Annotated in this window: 13 protein-coding genes; 11 read left to right on the forward strand and 2 right to left on the reverse strand. The window is 68.3% G+C overall.

The genetic code is table 11. The annotated features are described in order from the left end of the window. Positions 1-52 precede the first annotated feature (52 nt). From ACNKFW_RS14240 to ACNKFW_RS14275, 8 genes are all read left to right on the forward strand, one after another. Positions 53-2,176, forward strand: coding sequence for a hydantoinase/oxoprolinase family protein (locus ACNKFW_RS14240; protein WP_167521688.1), 2,124 nt, complete (start codon positions 53-55; stop codon positions 2,174-2,176). Between the two features lie 76 nt (positions 2,177-2,252). Continuing rightward, complete coding sequence (locus tag ACNKFW_RS14245) at positions 2,253-3,581, forward strand: purine-cytosine permease family protein (protein WP_147429071.1); 1,329 nt, start codon at positions 2,253-2,255, stop codon at positions 3,579-3,581. An 89-nt stretch (positions 3,582-3,670) separates the two neighbouring features. Next, positions 3,671-5,524 (forward strand): sensor histidine kinase, encoded by a 1,854-nt coding sequence (locus ACNKFW_RS14250; protein ID WP_244314490.1) that lies wholly within the window; start codon positions 3,671-3,673, stop codon positions 5,522-5,524. Beyond that, a complete protein-coding gene (locus tag ACNKFW_RS14255) occupies positions 5,521-6,867 on the forward strand; it encodes a sigma-54-dependent transcriptional regulator (protein WP_024842549.1) in 1,347 nt (448 codons plus the stop codon). The genes ACNKFW_RS14250 and ACNKFW_RS14255 overlap by 4 nt, the downstream gene beginning before the upstream one ends. 189 nt (positions 6,868-7,056) lie before the next feature. Beyond that, positions 7,057-8,031 carry a tripartite tricarboxylate transporter substrate-binding protein gene (locus ACNKFW_RS14260; RefSeq protein ID WP_024842550.1) on the forward strand — a complete coding sequence of 325 codons (975 nt, stop codon included), beginning with the start codon at positions 7,057-7,059 and terminating at the stop codon, positions 8,029-8,031. A 56-nt stretch (positions 8,032-8,087) separates the two neighbouring features. After that, positions 8,088-8,552, forward strand: coding sequence for a tripartite tricarboxylate transporter TctB family protein (locus ACNKFW_RS14265; RefSeq protein WP_024842551.1), 465 nt, complete (start codon positions 8,088-8,090; stop codon positions 8,550-8,552). A 7-nt stretch (positions 8,553-8,559) separates the two neighbouring features. After that, positions 8,560-10,068, forward strand: a complete 1,509-nt coding sequence (locus tag ACNKFW_RS14270) for a tripartite tricarboxylate transporter permease (RefSeq protein ID WP_024842552.1) — start codon at positions 8,560-8,562, stop codon at positions 10,066-10,068. Between the two features lie 21 nt (positions 10,069-10,089). Continuing rightward, positions 10,090-11,055, forward strand: a complete 966-nt coding sequence (locus ACNKFW_RS14275) for a Bug family tripartite tricarboxylate transporter substrate binding protein (RefSeq protein ID WP_147429070.1) — start codon at positions 10,090-10,092, stop codon at positions 11,053-11,055. Between the two features lie 46 nt (positions 11,056-11,101). Here the strand turns inward: ACNKFW_RS14275 and ACNKFW_RS14280 are convergent, their stop codons facing one another. Further along, the gene (locus ACNKFW_RS14280) at positions 11,102-11,911 is read right to left on the reverse strand and encodes a FadR/GntR family transcriptional regulator (protein ID WP_024842554.1); all 810 of its coding nucleotides are present in this window, start codon (positions 11,909-11,911) and stop codon (positions 11,102-11,104) included. A gap of 148 nt (positions 11,912-12,059) precedes the next feature. Between ACNKFW_RS14280 and ACNKFW_RS14285 the strand changes: the two genes are divergently transcribed. The 3 genes from ACNKFW_RS14285 to glcF are packed head-to-tail and all read left to right on the forward strand — an operon-like array spanning position 12,060 to position 15,941. Beyond that, complete coding sequence (locus ACNKFW_RS14285) at positions 12,060-13,514, forward strand: FAD-linked oxidase C-terminal domain-containing protein (protein WP_147429069.1); 1,455 nt, start codon at positions 12,060-12,062, stop codon at positions 13,512-13,514. Further along, a complete protein-coding gene (locus ACNKFW_RS14290; protein WP_147429068.1) occupies positions 13,511-14,644 on the forward strand; it encodes an FAD-binding protein in 1,134 nt (377 codons plus the stop codon). Before ACNKFW_RS14285 ends, ACNKFW_RS14290 begins: the two co-directional genes overlap by 4 nt. A gap of 1 nt (position 14,645) precedes the next feature. Continuing rightward, entirely contained in the window at positions 14,646-15,941 is a 1,296-nt protein-coding gene (gene glcF, locus ACNKFW_RS14295) for a glycolate oxidase subunit GlcF (RefSeq protein ID WP_147429067.1), read from the forward strand. Positions 15,942-16,033: 92 nt separating this feature from the next. On the opposite strand, the gene cysN is transcribed toward glcF, so the two are convergent. Further along, positions 16,034-17,956: a sulfate adenylyltransferase subunit CysN gene (gene cysN, locus ACNKFW_RS14300; RefSeq protein WP_024842558.1), complete on the reverse strand. Its 1,923-nt coding sequence runs from the start codon at positions 17,954-17,956 to the stop codon at positions 16,034-16,036.

The raw sequence follows: 17,956 nt of genomic DNA on the forward strand, positions 1-17,956 counted from the left end.
GCGAAGCCCCCGGCGCCGGACCCGCGAACCGCAGCCAAAGATGGAACCCGCCATGAAACACCAATATCGCCTTGGCATCGACGCCGGCGGCACCTTCACCGATTTCATCCTCGCCGACCGCGAGGGGGGCTTGCGCATCTTCAAGGCGCTCTCCACCCCGCAGGATCCGACCCTGGCCATCAGGAACGGCCTGGCCGTGATCGAGGAGGAGACGGGCATCGGCCCGCGCGACCTCGTCTCGAACGCCGACCTGTGCATCAACGGCACCACGGTCGGGCTCAATGCGCTGATCACCCATAGCGGCGCCAGGACCGGGCTGATCGCCACCAAGGGCCACGAGGACAGCATCGAGATCCGCCTCGGCCACAAGGAGGACGGCTATCGCTACGACCCGGACTATCCGCCCGCGACCATGCTGGTGCCGCGCTACCTGCGGCGCGGGATCAGCGAGCGGGTGATCTCGACCGGCGCCGTCCACACGCCGCTGAACGAGGACGAGGTGCGCGAGGCCTGCCGGCATTTCCTGCGCGAGGGCGTCGAATCGGTCGCCATCAGCTTCGTCTGGTCGGTCCTGCATCCCGATCACGAACTCCGCGCCGCCGAGATCGTGCGCGAGATGATGCCCGAGGCGCGCCTGACCGTCGGTAGCCAGCTCTATCCGCAGGTGCGCGAATATACCCGCACCTCGACCGCCATCGTGAACGCCTATCTCGCGCCGATCCTGTCGCGCTACGTGCAGGCGGTGGACGGCTATTTCCAAGGCCTCGGCGCGCGTCAGCCGGTGCGCTATTTCCAGTCGAACGGCGGGCTGGCGCTGGGGTCGGTGGTCTCGGACCAGTCGGTCTATGCGATCAATTCCGGCCCCGCCTCGGCGCCGCGCGCGGCGCTCTATCTGGGCGAGCCCTACGGGCTTGAGGACATCATCACCGTCGACATGGGCGGGACCAGCTTCGACATCACCCTGACCCGCGACGGGCAGGCCAATGTGTCAAAGAACATCGACTTTCTGCGCTATCGCATTGGTATCCCGATGATTCAGGTGGAAACCCTGGGCGCGGGCGGCGGATCGATCGGCTGGATCGACTCGATGGGGCTGATGCAGATGGGGCCGCAATCGGCGGGCTCGGAACCCGGTCCGGCCTGCTATGGCAAGGGCGGCGAGCGGCCGACCACGACCGACGCGAACCTGGTGCTGGGCTACCTGAATCCCGAGGGCCTGGTCGGCGGCCGCCTGCCGCTCAGCGTCGAGAAGGCGCGCGAGGCGATCCGCAAGCACCTGGCCGAGCCCCTGGGCATCAGCGTCGAGACCGCGGCCTATGGCATGTTCACCATCGTCAACAACAATATGGTGAATGCGATCCGCAGGGTTTCAGTCGAGCGGGGCTACGACCCGCGCGACTTCGTGCTGAACTGCGCCGGCGGCGCCACGGGCGCGCATATCACGGCGCTGGCGCGCGAGATGGGCATCGGCAAGGTGCTGGTTTCCAAGCTCGCCTCGGGGCTTTGCGCCTTCGGGCAGATCATCTCGGACGTGAAATACAACTACATGGCCCCCATCGCCGCGTGGCTGGAAGGGGCCGAGGCGGCCAGGCGGCTGGACGAGACCTTCGCCCGGCTGGAGGAGAAGGGCCGCGCCGACCTGCTGGCCGACGATTTCGCGCCCGACCGGATCGGCATCCGCCGCAGCCTGGACATGCGCTATGTCGGGCAGGTGCATGAATGCACGGTCAGCGTCGATCCCTTCCCGATCGACGAGGCGGCGCTGGAACGCCTCAAGGCCGCCTTCCACGCCCGCCACGAAGAGCTTTACACCTATGCCGAGCCGCACAGCCCGGTCGAGGTGGTGAACGTGGAAAGCGCCATCTCGGGCGCGGTCGAGCGGCCGGCGCGGATGCGCATCGCGCAGGGCGCAGGCGCGCATGCGGCGCTGTCGGGCACGCGCGAGATGATCTTCGATGCCTCGGGCCGCAAGCACGAGACCCCGGTCTATGACGGCGCGAAGCTGGGCGCGGGCGACGTCGTCACCGGCCCGGCGGTCATCCAGGAGGTGACGACCACCATCGTCATCGAGCCGGGCTGGGTCGCCGAACTGGACCAGAACGGCGTCTATGTCGTGACCGTGGCCAGCGCCGCCGGCGCTGCGCCCGAAAGGGCCGCGGCATTGGCCGAGGCCTGACCAAGGCCGGGCGGGGCCGCGCCAGGCCCCGCCCATCCGGAACCAATCACAAGAACCAAAACAGGGAGCTTCAGCCATGGCTGGATCTTTGGACAATTCGGAAGAACTGGAATTTTCGGACCGGCCGGTGCCGCGCGACCAGCGCATGGGCCGGCTGCCGCTGACCATGGCCTGGTGGTCGGTCTGCTCGGCCATGTTCTACCTGGTCATCGCCGCCTCGCTGGCTCTGGCCTATGGCGCAAGGAACGCCATCATCGGGCTGGTGCTGTCGGTTATCGCCTATGCGGCGGTGAACGCGGTGCTGGTGCGGCACGCGATCCGCACCGGGCTCAGCGTCTCGCTGTTCTCGCGCATCCTGCTGGGGCGCAGCGGGGCGGCGGTGGCGACGCTGATCTTCTTTGCCACCGCGATCTATTACGCGGTGTTCGAGGGCTCGGTGATCGCCGTCGCCCTGCGGGAATATGCCGGCATCTCCTATCCGCTGGCGGCGCTGGTGGTGGCGGTCTATTCGGTGGCGCTGATCTTCGGCTCGATCCAGAACTGGCTGGACAAGTTCAACGGCGTGCTTTTGCCCTTCTACCTGCTGGGGCTGGTCGCGGCGGTGGTGCTGGCGGTGGCGGAATACGGCTATTCGGACGCCTGGCTGAACCTTGGCCCCGAGGGCGGCGCGCCCGCCGGCGGCTGGTGGGACTGCTTCACCGCCTATATGGGCGTCTGGATCCTGATGATGTTCACCTATGACTATGCCCGCTTCGGCCGGCCCGAGGATGCGCGCTTCCACGCCATTATCAACTTCGGCGCGCCCTTCTATGCCGTGGCCTTCCTGCTCAACGGTCTTGTCGGCATCTTCCTGGCCGCCAGCCTGCCGACCGAGGGCGGGGTCTCCGAGGTCTCGGTCGTCTTCGCGCTGGTGCAGCTGATGGGCGTGGCGGGCCTCGCCTTCGTCTGGATCTCGCAGACCCGGATCAACACCGCGAACTATTACCTCGCCGCGGTGAACATGGAGAGCTTTGCCGAGACCGCCTTCCGGCTGCACCTGCCGAAATGGGTCTGGGCCTGCGTGGTCGGCGCCATCGCCTATGCGCTGATGCTGGCCGATGTCTTTGCCTATATCCTGCAGGCGCTGGCCTATCAGGGCATCTTCGTCGTGGCCTGGGTCGGCATCGCGCTGGTCCATATCGCGACAGATCGCGGCGCCGGCGCCGGCGACGCCGACCTGGCGGATGCGCGCGCGGTCAATCCGGCGGGGCTGGGGGCCTGGCTGCTGGCCTCGGGTGCGGGGCTCGCGCTGCATTTCGCCGGCGGCACGGCGGCCTCGCTGTCGGCGCCGGCGACCTTCCTGGTCGCGGGTGCCGCCTATGCCGCGCTGGCGGGCCGGGCGGCGGTGCGCCGGGCGCTGTCCTGACCCTGGCACGAGGCCGGTTGCGCGCAGCCGGCCTTGCTGTCAGATTCCGCCGCAGGGAGAGAGAGAGAGAGCGGGAAGGAAGGCATGCCTTGGATGCGCCGGTTCGGATGCGCATAGACCCGCGGCCGCGCCGCTGGCCGCTGGTCCTGTCCTGCCTGGCCTGCGTGGCGGCCGTCCTGTGGCTGGGCGCGCAGCTTGCCCATCAGCATTACTTCCGCGAAGGCCATGCCCGCGCCACGACCGCGCTGCGGCTGACGGTGAACGCGCTCAATGCCGACCTGGCGCGCTATGAGGTGGTGCCGCAACTGGTCGCCGACCTGGACCTGATCCGAGAGCTTGCCGCCGATCCCGGCAATGCCGCGCTGCGGCAGCAGACGAACCGCTGGCTGGCCGAGCAGAACGAGGCGGTGCAGGCCTCGGACATCTACCTGATCCTGCCCGATGGCGAGACCATCGCCCATTCCGGCTATCAGGGCCCGGCCAGTTTCGTCGGGCAGAATTTCAGCTACCGGCCCTATGTCATCGACGCCATGGCGGGCGGACAGGGGCGGTTCTACGGCATCGGTACCACGTCCGGCGTGCGGGGCTATTTCTTCTCGGCCCCGGTCGCGGACGAGACCGGCCGGATCAGCGCTGTCGTCGCGGTCAAGATCGGCGTGGACCGGATCGAGGCCTCCTGGCGCGGCAACCAGTATCGCGTGCTGGTGACCGATCCCGAGGGCACGGCCTTCCTGTCCTCGGAACCCAGCTGGCTTTACCACAGCATCCGGCCGCTGACGCCGGAACGGCTGGCGCGCACCGAATCATCGCGCCGTTATGCCGGCACGCCGCTGGCCGAATTGCCGGTCGAGCGGCTGGAGCTGCACGGCGCGCCGGTGTTCCGCCTGCCGCCCGCCCTTGCAGAAGGGCCCCAGCGCAGCCACGACTATATCGCCGCCTCCGAGGAGATGCCGGGGGCGGGCTGGACCGTGCATGTGCTGCTGGACAGCGCCGAGCTGCGGGCCGAGGCGCGGCTGGCGGTGCTGAGCCTCATGCTGCTGATCGCGGTCGCGGGAATCGGGCTGATGATGTGGCGCCAGCGTCGGGCGCGCATCGCCGATCGCCTGGCCGCAACGGCGGAACTGGAGCGCCGCGTGGTCGAGCGCACCGCCGACCTGGCGCGGGTCAACAGCCAGCTTGAACAGGAGATCGCCGAGCGCCGCGCCACCGAGGCCGAGCTGCGCGCCGCCCAGGCCAGCCTGGTGCAGGTCGGCAAGCTGGCGGCGCTGGGGCAGATGTCGGCCTCGCTTTCGCACGAGATCAACCAGCCGCTGGCGGCGGCGCGCAACTATGCCGACAGCGCCGCCATCCTGATCGAGCGCGGCGACCTGACCCGCGCGCGCGAAAACATCGCGCAGATCCTGGCGCTGGTGGACCGGATGGCCGCCATCGGCAAGCACCTGCGCCATGCCGCGCGCAAGCCCGACGATGTGCTGGGCGCGGTGGCGCTGGCCGGGCTGCTGGAGGAGACGCGCACCATCGTCGCCGCCCGGCTGGCCAGCAGCGACGCGGTGCTGGATGTGGATGTGCCCGCCGACCTGCCGCCGCTGCGGGCAGGGCCGACGCGCTTGCAGCAGGTGCTGGTGAACCTGATCACCAATGCCGCCGATGCGGTCGAGGGCGGCGCGGATCGCCGCATCACGCTTTTGGCGCGGGCCGAGGGCGGGCGCGTCGCCATCCGCATCCGCGACCGCGGCCCCGGCGTGCCCGATGCCATCGCCGCGCGCATCTTCGACCCGTTCTTTACCACCAAGGGCATGGGGGCGGGGCTGGGGCTCGGCCTGTCGATCACCGCCAATATCGTGCGCGATTTCGGCGGCGAGATCGCCTGCCGCAACATGGACCCCGGCGCCGAGTTCTGCGTGACCCTGCCCGCCGCCGTCCCGGCCGAGGCCGCCGCATGACCCGGCGCGTGCTTCTGGTCGAGGATGACGAGCAGATGCGCAGTTCGACCGCGCAGGCGCTGGAGCTGGCGGGCTTTGCCGTCGAGCCGCTGGCCTCGGGCGAAGAGGCGCTGGCGCTGGCCGGGCCGGGCTTTGCCGGCGCGGTGGTCAGCGACATCCGCATGCCGGGTATGGACGGCATGACCCTGCTGGGCCGGCTGCACGAGATCGATCCCGAGATCCCGGTGATCCTGGTCACCGGCCATGCCGAGGTGCCGCTGGCGGTCGAGGCGATCCGCGGTGGCGCCTATGACTTCATCGAAAAGCCCTTCGTGGTGCAGGAACTGGCCACGGTGATCCGCCGCGCCATCGACCATCGCGGGCTGGTGCTGGAGAACCGCCGCCTGCGCGCCGTCGCCGGCAAGCGCGACGATGTCGAGGCGCGGCTGCCCGGCCGCACCCAGGTCATGGTCGACCTGCGCTATCGGCTGCGCGCCATCGGCGCCTCGGATGCCGATGCGCTGGTGATCGGCCCGACCGGCGCCGGCAAGGAGGTGGTGGCGCGCACGCTGCACGACATCTCGGCCCGCGCGGGGCGGCCCTTCATCGCCATAAACTGCGCCGCCCTGCCCGAGGCGCTGATCGAATCCGAGCTGTTCGGCCATGAGGTCGGCGCCTTTCCCGGCGCGCTGCGGCCGCGATACGGCAAGTTCGAACATGCGCGCGGCGGCACGATCCTGCTGGACGAGATCGGCTCGATGCCGCTGGAATTGCAGGCCAAGCTGTTGCGGGTGCTGCAGGAGCGCACGATCACCCGGCTCGGCTCGAACGACCCGGTGGCGCTGGACGTGCGCTTCGTCGCCGTCAGCAAGGCCGATCTGGAGGAACTGGTCGCCCAGGGCCGCTTTCGCGAGGATCTGTTCTGGCGGCTGAATGTCGCCGTGCTGCACGTCCCGCCGCTGTCCGCCCGGCGCGAGGACATTCCGCTGCTGTTCCTGCAACTCTTGCGCGAGGCGGCCGCCCGCCACAACCGGCCCGAGCGCGAGGCGCCCGCCGCCTTCCTGTCCGGCCTAGCCGCACGGGAATGGCCGGGCAACGTGCGCGAATTGCGCAACCTGGCCGAGCGTTTCGTGCTGGGGCTGGAAGGGGTCGAGCTTGGTACCGCCCAGGGTGCGCGCCTGGCCGACCGCGTGGCGGCCTTCGAGCGCAGCCTGATCGCCGGCGCCATCGCCGCCCATGACGGCAAGCTGCGCCCGGTCTACGAGACGCTGGGCATCTCGCGCAAGACGCTTTACGAGAAGATGCAGAAATACGGTCTCGACCGCCGGCTGATCCTGGATTCCGCTGAAGACGAGCCGGGTTGACCGGAAATGGGTGGAAATCCACCCACTCCAGCCAGGCAATGTTCCCTTTTCCACCCATTTCCGTCGTATTGCGGCAATATGCGCCGGATGGGCCGCGTTTTTGATTTGTGCCGTGGTCCGGCCCGCCGCAGGCTTCACCCGGTGGCCGCGCCGGGAGGGAGGCGGCCGGAATATCCTTGGGGAGGGAACATGGCTTATCCAAAGCTTCTGGGCGCGCTTTGCGCCGCGACATTGCTGGCCGCGCCGGCATTCGCGCAGGACTGGCCGCAGCGCCAGATCACCATGGTCGTGCCGTTCTCGGCCGGCGGTCCGACCGATACGGTCGCGCGCATGGTGGCCGAGCGCATGTCGGCCGATCTGGGCCAGCAGATCATCGTCGAGAATATCGGCGGCGCCGGCGGCACGCTGGGCGCGGCCAATGTCGCCAAGGCCGAGCCGGACGGCTATACCGTGCTTTTGCACCATATCGGCATGGCGACATCGGACACGCTTTACCGCAACCTGCCCTATGACACGCTGAACGCCTTCGAATATGTCGGGCTGGTGACGGAGGTGCCGATGGTGGTGACGGCGCGCAAGGATTTCGAGCCCGCCGATTTCACCGCCTTCAAGGATTACGTCAAGGCCAATGCCGACAAGCTGACGCTGGCCAATGCCGGCATCGGCGCGGCCAGCCACCTGTGCGGCATGCTGCTGATGCAGGCGCTGGAGGCACCCTTGGTGACGGTCCCCTACAAGGGCACCGGCCCGGCGATGACCGACCTGCTGGGCGGGCAGACCGACATCATGTGCGACCAGACCACCAACACCACCCAGCAGATCAAGGGCGGCACGATCAAGGCCTATGCCGTGACCTCGCCCGAGCGGCTGGACCTGTTCCCCGACCTGCCCACCGCCAAGGAAGGCGGCGTCGAGACGATGGAGTTCGGCATCTGGCACGGCATCTATGCCCCCAAGGGCACGCCGGCCGAAGTGACCGAGCGGCTGTCGCAGGCCCTGCAGGTCGCGCTGGCCGACGAGGGTGTCGCCAAGGCGATGGCCGACCTGGGCACCGCGCCCGAGCCGGCGGAAAACGCCACGCCGGCCGCGCTCAAGGCCAAGCTGGAATCCGAGATCGCCCGCTGGAAGCCGGTGATCGAGGCCGCCGGCGTCTATGCCGACTGAAACGGAAAGCGGCCCCGCCCCTTGCGGCGGGGCCCGTCAATCGGGGGGAGGAACGCATGTCCGCAAAACCCAAGGATACCACCGACATCGTCGCCGGGCTTTCGATGATGGCGGCGGCGGGATTCTTCGGCTGGCACACGGCCGGGCTGGAAATCGGCACTTCGCTGCGGATGGGGCCGGGATATTTCCCGATGGTCCTGTCCGGGCTTCTGTTCGTCCTGGGGCTGATCATCCTGCTGAGATCCTTCGGGCGCGAGGATGACGAGCCCTTCGGCAAGGTCGCCTGGCGCGGGCTGCTGTTCATCCTGCCGGCGCCGATCTTCTTTGGCCTGACGGTGCGCGGCCTCGGCTTCGTGCCGGCGCTGTTCTTCACCACGCTGATCGCCTCGCAGGCCTCGATGCGGATGCGGCCGCTGGCGGCGCTGATCCTGGCGGTGGCGGTGACGATTCTGTCCACGCTGATCTTCAGCTACGGCCTTGGCCTGCCCTTCCGGCGCTTCGGCCCCTGGCTGGGCATGTGAGGGCGCGATGGAACTTTTCAGCAATCTCGCGCTCGGCTTTTCGGTCGCCTCCTCGCTGGCGAACCTGGCCTTCTGCCTGATCGGGGTCATGCTCGGCACGCTGATCGGCGTGCTGCCCGGCATCGGCGCCACGGCGACCATCGCCATGCTCTTGCCGATCACCTTCCAGCTCGAGCCCGTCAGCTCGCTCATCATGCTGGCCGGCATTTATTACGGCGCGCAATACGGCGGCTCGACCACGGCGATCCTGATCAACATGCCGGGCGAAAGCTCGTCGGCCGTCACCGCCATCGACGGCTACCAGATGGCCCGCAGGGGCAAGGCCGGCACCGCGCTGGCGCTGGCGGCGCTGGGATCGTTCTTTGCCGGCTCGGTCTCGACCTTCCTGGTGGCGCTGTTCGCCCCGCCGCTGACCGCGGTGGCGCTGAAATTCGGCGCGGCCGAGTATTTCAGCCTGATGGTGCTGGGCCTGGTGATGTCTGTGGCGCTGGCGCATGGCTCGGTGCTGAAGGCGCTGGCCATGGTGGTGCTGGGCCTGCTTCTGGGCATGGTCGGCACCGATATCTATACCGGCGCCCCGCGCTTCACGATGGGGATCACGCAATTCGCCGACGGGCTGAACTTCGTCGCCGTCGCCGTGGGGGTCTTCGGCATCGCCGAGATCCTGCGCAACCTCGAGGACGAGCATGACCGCCAGGTCATGACCAAGAACATCAACCGGCTGTTCCCCACCGGCCAGGAGCTGCGCCAGATGATCGGCCCGGTCCTGCGCGGCACCGGCATCGGCTCGGTCCTGGGCATCCTGCCGGGGGGCGGGGCGATCCTGGCCAGCTTTGCCAGCTACACGATCGAGAAGAAGGTCTCCCGCCACCCCGAGGAGTTCGGCAAGGGCGCGCTGGCCGGGGTCGCCGGGCCGGAAAGCGCCAACAATGCCGGGGCGCAGACCAGCTTCATCCCGCTCCTGACCCTGGGCATCCCGGCGAACCCGGTGATGGCGCTGATGATCGGCGCGATGATCATCCAGGGCATCGTGCCGGGGCCGAACGTGGTCAGCGAGCAACCCGCACTGTTCTGGGGCATCATCGCCAGCATGTGGATCGGCAACCTGATGCTGGTGGTGCTGAACCTGCCGCTGATCGGGCTGTGGGTGAAGCTGCTGACCGTGCCTTACTACGTGCTGTTCCCGATCATCATGGCCATGTGTTCGATCGGGGTCTATTCGGTGAACTCGAACAGCTACGACCTGTTCGCCGTCGCCTTCTTCGGCCTGCTCGGCTATGTCATGTCCAAGCTGCGCTGCGAGCCGGCGCCCTTGCTGCTGGGCTTCGTCCTCGGCCCGCTGCTCGAGGAAAACCTGCGCCGGGCGATGATCCTGTCGCGCGGCGATCCCACGACCTTCCTGACCCGTCCGATCAGCGCCACGCTGCTGGCGATGTCGCTGGTGGTGCTGGTGCTGGTCTTCATGCCGCAGATCCGCAAGCGGCGGGACGAGGTCTTTACCGAAAGCGACGCCTGAATATTCAACTGGGAGGAAACCATGACCGCATCCATCACCCGCCGGCTGCTGCTGGGCGCTGCCGTGGTGCTTGGCTTGGCCGGGGCCGCCGCCGCCGAATACCCGGACCGTCCGATCACCCTGGTCATCCCCTTTGCCGCCGGCGGCTCGACCGACGTGGTCGGCCGTATCGTCGCCGACCGCATGAGCCAGGAGCTGGGCCAGCAGGTCATCGTGCAGAACGTCGGCGGGGCGGGCGGCAGCCTGGGCGCGGCCCAGGTCGCCAAGGCCGATCCCGATGGCTATACGATCCTGATGGCGACCGTCGCCACCCATGCGCTGAACCCGCTGATCCTGAAGCAGAAACCCTATGACCCGGTCGCGGATTTCGCGCCCGTCTCGCTGCTGGTGCTGGTACCGAACGTGCTGGCGGTGAACCCGGAACTGCCGGTCAACACCGTGCAGGAGCTGATCGACCTGTCCAAGTCCGAGCCCTTGGCCTATGCCTCGTCCGGCAACGGCACGCCGCTGCACCTGTCGGGCGAGCTGTTCAAGGCCATGGCCGGGATCGACCTGACCCATATCCCCTACAAGGGTTCGGGGCCGGCGCTGACCGATGTGCTGGGCAACCAGGTGCCGATCATCTTCGACAACCTGCCCTCGGCCTCGGGTCATATCGCCTCGGGCAAGCTGCGGGCGCTTGGCGTGACCACGGCGGAACGCGCGCCCAGCTTCCCCGACATCCCGGCCATTGCCGAGACCCTGCCGGGATACGAGACTTATACCTGGAACGCGCTTTTCGCCCCGGCCGGCACGCCGCCCGAGGTTGTCGAGGCGCTGAACAAGGCCGCGCTGGTGGCCATGGCCGACCCGGCCGTCGCCGAGCGGATGCAGGAGTTCTCGGCCACCATCGTCGCCTCGACCCCCGAGGAATTGGCCGAGCATGTCCAGGCCGAGATGGCGAAATGGGAGCCGGTGGTCCGCGACGCAAACGTCAGCCTGGACTGACGCGCAATCGAAAGGCCGGGCACCGTCCCGGCCTTTTTCCTGCCGGCTAGCCCTCTGCGGCGGGGGCGGCTTTCGCGCCAGCCGCGCGCGTTCCAGCGCCGCCGCCGTTCAGCCGGCGCAGCGACAGGTCCAGCCGCGCCTCGGCCTCGCGGATCTCGCGGCTGGCTTGGCGCAGATAACGGATATGTTCGCACGCCGCCTGCCGCGCGGCTTCCGCATCGCGGGCAAGGATCGCTTCGGCGATGGCGCGGTGCTGCTGGCGCAGCAATTCGCGGATGGCCGGCACCGCGAACAGCCGGCTGCGGTTCTGGATCACGTCCGAGCGCAAGACCCCTGCCAGCGCCTGCATGATCTGCAAAAGCGTCAGGTTGTGGCTGGCCTCATAGATCAGCAGGTGCAATTCGGCATCCGCCTCGGCCTCCTCCTTGGTATCGGCGCGGGCATGGGCGCGGTCCATGCGCCCGAGGCAGTCGCGGATGCGTGCCAGCTCCACCTCGGTCGCGCGCTCTGCCGCCAGCCCTGCTGCCGCGCTTTCGACGATGCCGCGGAACTCCAGGTAATCGTCGGCCGCCTCGGCATGGCGGACCAGCATGGCGATCAGCGGATCGGTGATCGCGGCCTGGCCCAGGGCCGCCACCCGGCTGCCGCGCCCGCCGGCGCTGGTCAGCAGCCCGCGTTCCTCCAGGATCTTCAGCCCGTCGCGCAGGGTCGAGCGCGAGACGTTCAGCCGCTCGGCCAGCTCGCGCTCGGGCAAGAGCCGCTCGTCCGGGCGCAGCGACCCTTCCAGGATCAGCGATTCGAGATGCTGGGCCACGGCCTCGGCGGCGCGTTCGGATTTTACGGAAGCGTTGGTCATGGGCGCTCATGCGGTTTTGCCGGATCGTGGCCATGTAAGCACAAATCCCGCATGATGGTACAGAAAAATACCGATTGACTAACATGGTCTGAAAATAATACCAAGAATGCAGGGGCAGAGGACGGCCCCGCCACGAAGGGAGAAGAGCTTGTCCGGTATCGCCATGCCCCAGCCCGATGCGGGCATCCTTGCGCGCCTGCCGCAGATCGTCGCGGCCCTGCGCGACGTCCTGCCCGAGGATGCCGTGATCTGGGATCCCGAGGAGACGCGGGCCTATGAATGCGATGCGCTGACCGCCTATCGCTGCCCGCCCTTGGCCGTGGTGCTGCCGCGCACCACCGAAGAGGTCGCCGCCGCCATGCGCATCTGCCACGAAATGCGCGTGCCGGTGGTGCCGCGCGGCGCGGGCACCTCGCTGGCCGGGGGGGCGCTGCCCACCGCGGACAGCGTCATCATCGCCACCCTGCGGCTGCGCGAGGTGCTGGAGATCGACACCCAGAACCGCTTCATCCGCGTGCAGACCGGCGTGACCAATCTTTCGGTCAGTGCCGAGTTGGAGCCGCATGGCTTCTTCTATGCGCCCGACCCGTCCTCGCAGTTGGCCTGCACCATCGCCGGCAATATCGCGATGAACTCGGGCGGGGCGCATTGCCTGAAATACGGCGTGACCACCAACAACCTGATGGGCGCCACGGTGGTCCTGCCCAGCGGCGAGGTGGTCGAGCTGGGCGGGCCGGAAATGGGGCCGACGGGCTTGGACCTGATGGGGCTTCTCTGCGGCTCGGAGGGCCAGCTCGGCATCGTGACCGAGGCCACCCTGCGCATCCTGCCGCGGCCCGAGGGTGCGCGGCCGGTGCTGATCGGCTTCGACGGCGCCGAGGTGGCGGGGGAATGCGTGGCGCGGATCATCCGCTCGGGCGTGCTGCCGGTCGCCATCGAATACATGGACGATGTCTGCCTGCGCGCGGTCGAGGCCTTTGCCCATGCCGGCTATCCCGATTGCGCCGCGGTGCTGATCGTCGAGGTCGAGGGCTCTCCGGCCGAGATCGACCACCAGATCGCCCGCATCCGTGAGATCGCGGGTGCCCTGAACCCGGTCGAGTTCCGCGAAAGCCGCAATGCCGATGAGGCCATGGCGATCTGGAAGGGCCGCAAATCGGCCTTCGGCGCCATGGGCCGGCTGGGCGATTACATTTGCCTGGACGGCACGGTGCCGGTGGGGCAGCTGCCCTATACGCTGAAGATGATCGGCGAGTTGTCGCGCCAGCACGGGCTGGAGGTCGCGAACGTCTTCCATGCCGGTGACGGCAACATGCACCCGCTGATCCTGTTCAACGCCAACAAGCCCGGCGACCTGGAACGCGCCGAGGCTTTCGGCAACGACATCCTGCGGCTTTGCGTCGATGTCGGCGGCTGCCTGACCGGCGAGCATGGCGTGGGCATCGAAAAGCGCGACCTGATGGGCAAGCAATATGACGGCCCCGACCTGGAGATCCAGATGGCGGTCAAGGATGTTTTCGACCCACGCTGGCTGCTCAATCCGGCCAAGGTCTTTCCGCTGGATGCAAGCCAGCCCTGGCGCGAGGAGGCAGCCACCCGATGATCCCCGAGACCCCCAGCCGCGCGGGGCTGAACCCCGCCAGCGAGGCCGAGCTTGGCGCCCTGATCGCCGAGCGTTTCGCCGCCCGCCAGCCGCTGCGCCTTGCCGGCGGCGGCACGCGGGTCGAGACCGGCGCCGTGCCGGGCGACACCCTGTCTACCGCCGCGATCTCGGGCGTCGTGACCTATGAGCCGGGCGAGATGACGCTGATCGCCCGCGCCGGCACGCCCTTGGACCAGATCCAGGCGATGCTGGCCGCCGAGGGCCAGGCGCTGGCCTTCGAGCCCGCCGACATGCGCGGCGTGCTGGGCCAGGGCGGCACGCCGACCATCGGCGGCGTGGTTGCGGCCAATGCCAGCGGCCCGCGCCGGCTGCTGGCCGGGGCCTGCCGCGACCATCTGCTGGGCCTGCGCTTCGTCGACGGGCAGGGCAGGGTGCTGAAGAACGGCGGCAGGGTGATGAAGAACGTCACCGGCCTCGATCTGGGCAAGCTCTTTTGCGGTGCGCATGGCACGCTGGGCGTGTTGACCGAGGTGGCGCTGAAGACCCTGCCGCACCTGCCCGACCGCTGTACGCTGGGCTTTCACGGCGTTACGGTCGAGGAGGCGGTGGCGATCTTTTCGGCTGCGCTGGCGACGCCTTTCGAGGTCTCGGGCGCCGCCTTCCGCGACGGCACCGCCTGGCTGCGGGTCGAGGGGCTGGGGCCGCAGATGGATTATCGCCGCGACCGGCTGCTGGCGCTGCTGGCACCGCGCGAGGCCGAGCTTCTGGATGCCGAGGCCACCCTGGCCCTGTGGCGCGAGCTGCGCGATCTGGCGCATTTCGCCGGCACGGACGCGCCGCTCTGGCGGGTGCTGGTCAAGCCCAGCGACGCCCCGGCCGCGGCGCGGGCCTTGCAGGCGCTGGGGGGCGAGGCGTCGCTCGACTGGGGCGGCGGGCTGGTCTGGTATTGCGGGCCGGGGACGGCCCAGGCGGTGCGGCAGGTCGCCCCCCATGCCACGTTGCTGCGGCGCGGCGGGCTCACCGGCCCGGCCTTCCCGCCCGAGGCCCCGGCCGTCGCCCGGCTTTCGGCCGGGCTGCGCCAGAGGTTCGACCCCGCCGGCATCCTCAATCCCGGCCTGATGGATCAGTGACATGCAGACCAATTTCACGCCCCAGCAACTGGCCGACCCCGGCACCGCCCGCGCCAACGAGATCCTGCGCAGCTGCGTCCATTGCGGCTTTTGCACCGCGACCTGCCCGACCTACAAGGTGCTGGGCGACGAGCTGGACAGCCCGCGCGGCCGCATCTACCTGATCAAGGACATGCTGGAGAACGGCAAGATCCCCGACGCCAAGACCGTCGGTCATATCGACCGCTGCCTCAGCTGCCTTTCCTGCATGACCACCTGCCCCTCGGGCGTGCATTACATGCATCTGGTCGATCACGCCCGCGAATATATCGAAAAGACCTATCGCCGCCCCCTGGGCGAGCGGGCGCTGCGCTGGCTTCTGGCGCGCATCCTGCCCTATCCGGGCCGTTTCCGGCTGGCGCTGATGGGTGCGAAACTCGCGCGGCCGTTTCGGCGGCTGGTGCCGGATGCGCGGCTGCGGGCGATGCTGGACATGGCGCCAAGGGACATTCCCCCGCCCAGCCTGAACGACCGCCCGCAGGTCTTTGCCGCCGAGGGGCCGCGCCGCAAGCGGGTGGCGCTGCTGATCGGCTGCGCGCAAAGGGCGCTGAACACCGACATCAACGACGCGACCATCCGCCTGCTGCGCCGGCACGGCTGCGAGGTGGTGATCCCGCGCGGCCTGGGCTGCTGCGGTGCGCTGACCCATCACATGGGCAAGACCGACGAAAGCCACGCCATGGCGGCCGCCAATATCCGCGCGCTGATGGCCGAGGTCGCGGGCGAGGGGCTGGACGCGGTGGTCATCAACACCTCGGGCTGCGGCACCACGGTCAAGGATTACGGGCATATGTTCGCGCATGACCCGCTGGCCGCGGATGCCGCGCGGGTCGCGGCCTTGGCCAGGGACATCACCGAGGTCATGGCCGATCTGGGCCTGCGCGAACCCGGCCATGCCGAGCCCTTGCGCGTCGGCTATCATGCCGCCTGTTCGTTGCAGCACGGCCAGCAGATCCGCGCGACGCCCAAGGAATTGCTGGCCGCCGCCGGCTTCACCGTGCTGGAGCCCAGGGATGCGCATATCTGCTGCGGCTCGGCCGGCACCTACAACCTGATGCAGCCGGCGATCTCGGCCGAGCTGAAGCGCCGCAAGGTCGAGACGCTGGAGGCGCTGACCCCGCAGGTCATCAGCGCCGGCAATATCGGCTGCATGATGCAGATCGGCTCGGGCACCGGGGTGCCGGTCGTCCATACGGCCGAACTGCTCGACTGGGCCACCGGCGGGCCAAGGCCGCGGGCGCTGGCGGACACGGCCTGACGCCGCCGCTTGGAAAAGCCCGACCCCGACATGCGAACGGCGGCCGCAACCCGGCCGCCGTTCTTTTGTCTCATCCACGAAGGGGCGGGGCGTCAGCTCATCTCGCGCAGCACGTATTGCACGATGCGCTCGGCTGCGTCCTCGGGCGTCAGCTCGACGGTGTTCACGGTCAGCTCGGCATTCTGCGGCTGCTCATAGGGGCTGTCGATGCCGGTGAAGTTCTTCAGCTGGCCCGACCGCGCCTTTTTATACAGCCCTTTGACATCGCGTGCCTCGGCCACCTCCAGCGGCGTGTCGACGAAGACCTCGACGAACTCGCCCGGCGCCATCAGGTCGCGCACCATCTGCCGCTCCGAGCGGAAGGGCGAGATGAAGGCGGTCAGCACGATCAGCCCGGCATCGGTCATCAGCCGCGCCACCTCGCCCACGCGGCGGATGTTTTCCACCCGGTCGGCATCGGTGAAGCCAAGGTCGCGGTTCAGCCCGTGGCGGATGTTGTCGCCGTCCAGCAGGAAGGTGTGCTTGCCCAGGGCATGCAGCTTTTTCTCGACGATATTGGCGATGGTCGACTTGCCCGAGCCCGACAGGCCGGTGAACCAGACCACGGCGGGCTTCTGGTTCTTCAGCGCCGCATGGGCATCGCGGTTCACGTCCAGCGCCTGCCAGTGGATGTTTTGCGACCGGCGCAGGGCGAAATGGATCATGCCCGCCGCCACCGTGGCATTGGTCATGCGGTCGATCAGGATGAAGCCGCCCAGGTCGGGGTTCTGGGCATAGGCCTCGAAGGGGATCGGCCGGTCGGTCGAGATGTTCACCACGCCGATCGCATTCAGCCCCAGCGTCTTGCTGGCCAGATGCTCCAGCGTGTTGACATTGACCTCATACTTGGGCTCGGTGACGGTCGCGGTGACGGTCTGGGTGCCGATCTTCAGCAGGTAGGGGCGGCCCGGCAGCATCTCCTGCTCGGCCATCCAGACCAGCGTGGCCTCGAACTGGTCGGCGACCTCGCAGGGCTGGTCGGATTGCACGATCACGTCGCCGCGCGAGCAGTCGATCTCGTCGGCGAAGGTCAGCGTCACCGACTGGCCGGCAACGGCCAGGTCCAGCTCGCCGTCATAGGTGACGATGGACTTGACCGTGGTGGTCTTGCCCGAGGGCAGCACCCGGATCGCGTCGCCCGGCCGCACCATGCCCGCGCCGATCTGGCCGGCAAAGCCGCGGAAATCCAGGTTCGGCCGGTTCACCCATTGCACCGCCATGCGGAAGGGCTGGTCCAGCATGCGCGTGTCGCTGACCGGCGCCTCTTCCAGATGGCCCAGCAGCGTCGGGCCCTGATACCAGTGCATGTTGTCGCTGTGGCTGACGATATTGTCGCCCTTGAGCCCCGAGATCGGGATCGGCAGGAAGCTGTCCATGCCGATCTGCTTGGCGAAATGCGAATAATCCGCGACGATGTCGTAGAACCGCTCGGCCGAGTAATCGACCAGGTCCATCTTGTTCACCGCCAGCACCACGTTCTGGATGCCCAGCAGGTTCACCAGATAGCTGTGCCGCCGGGTCTGGGTCAGCACGCCCTGCCGCGCGTCGATCAGGATCACCGCAAGGTCGGCGGTCGAGGCGCCGGTGACCATGTTGCGGGTATACTGCTCGTGACCGGGCGTGTCGGCAACGATGAACTTGCGCTTATCGGTGGCGAAAAAGCGATAGGCCACGTCGATGGTGATGCCCTGTTCGCGCTCGGCGGCCAGGCCGTCGACCAGCAGGGCGAAGTCGATCTCGCCGCCCTGGGTGCCCACGGCCTTGGAATCGCTTTCCAGGCTGGCAAGCTGGTCCTCGAAGATCATCTTGCTGTCATAGAGCAACCGGCCGATCAGCGTGGACTTGCCGTCATCGACCGAACCGCAGGTGATGAAGCGCAGCATGGTCTTGTGCTGGTGCTTCAGCAGATAGGCGTTGATGTCCTCGGCGATCAGCGTGTCCGTGACATAGACGGGGTTCTTCATCTCGTGGTTCAT

This window comes from Paracoccus sp. TD-10 (genome assembly GCF_048270675.1).
Lineage (GTDB): Bacteria > Pseudomonadota > Alphaproteobacteria > Rhodobacterales > Rhodobacteraceae > Paracoccus > Paracoccus pantotrophus.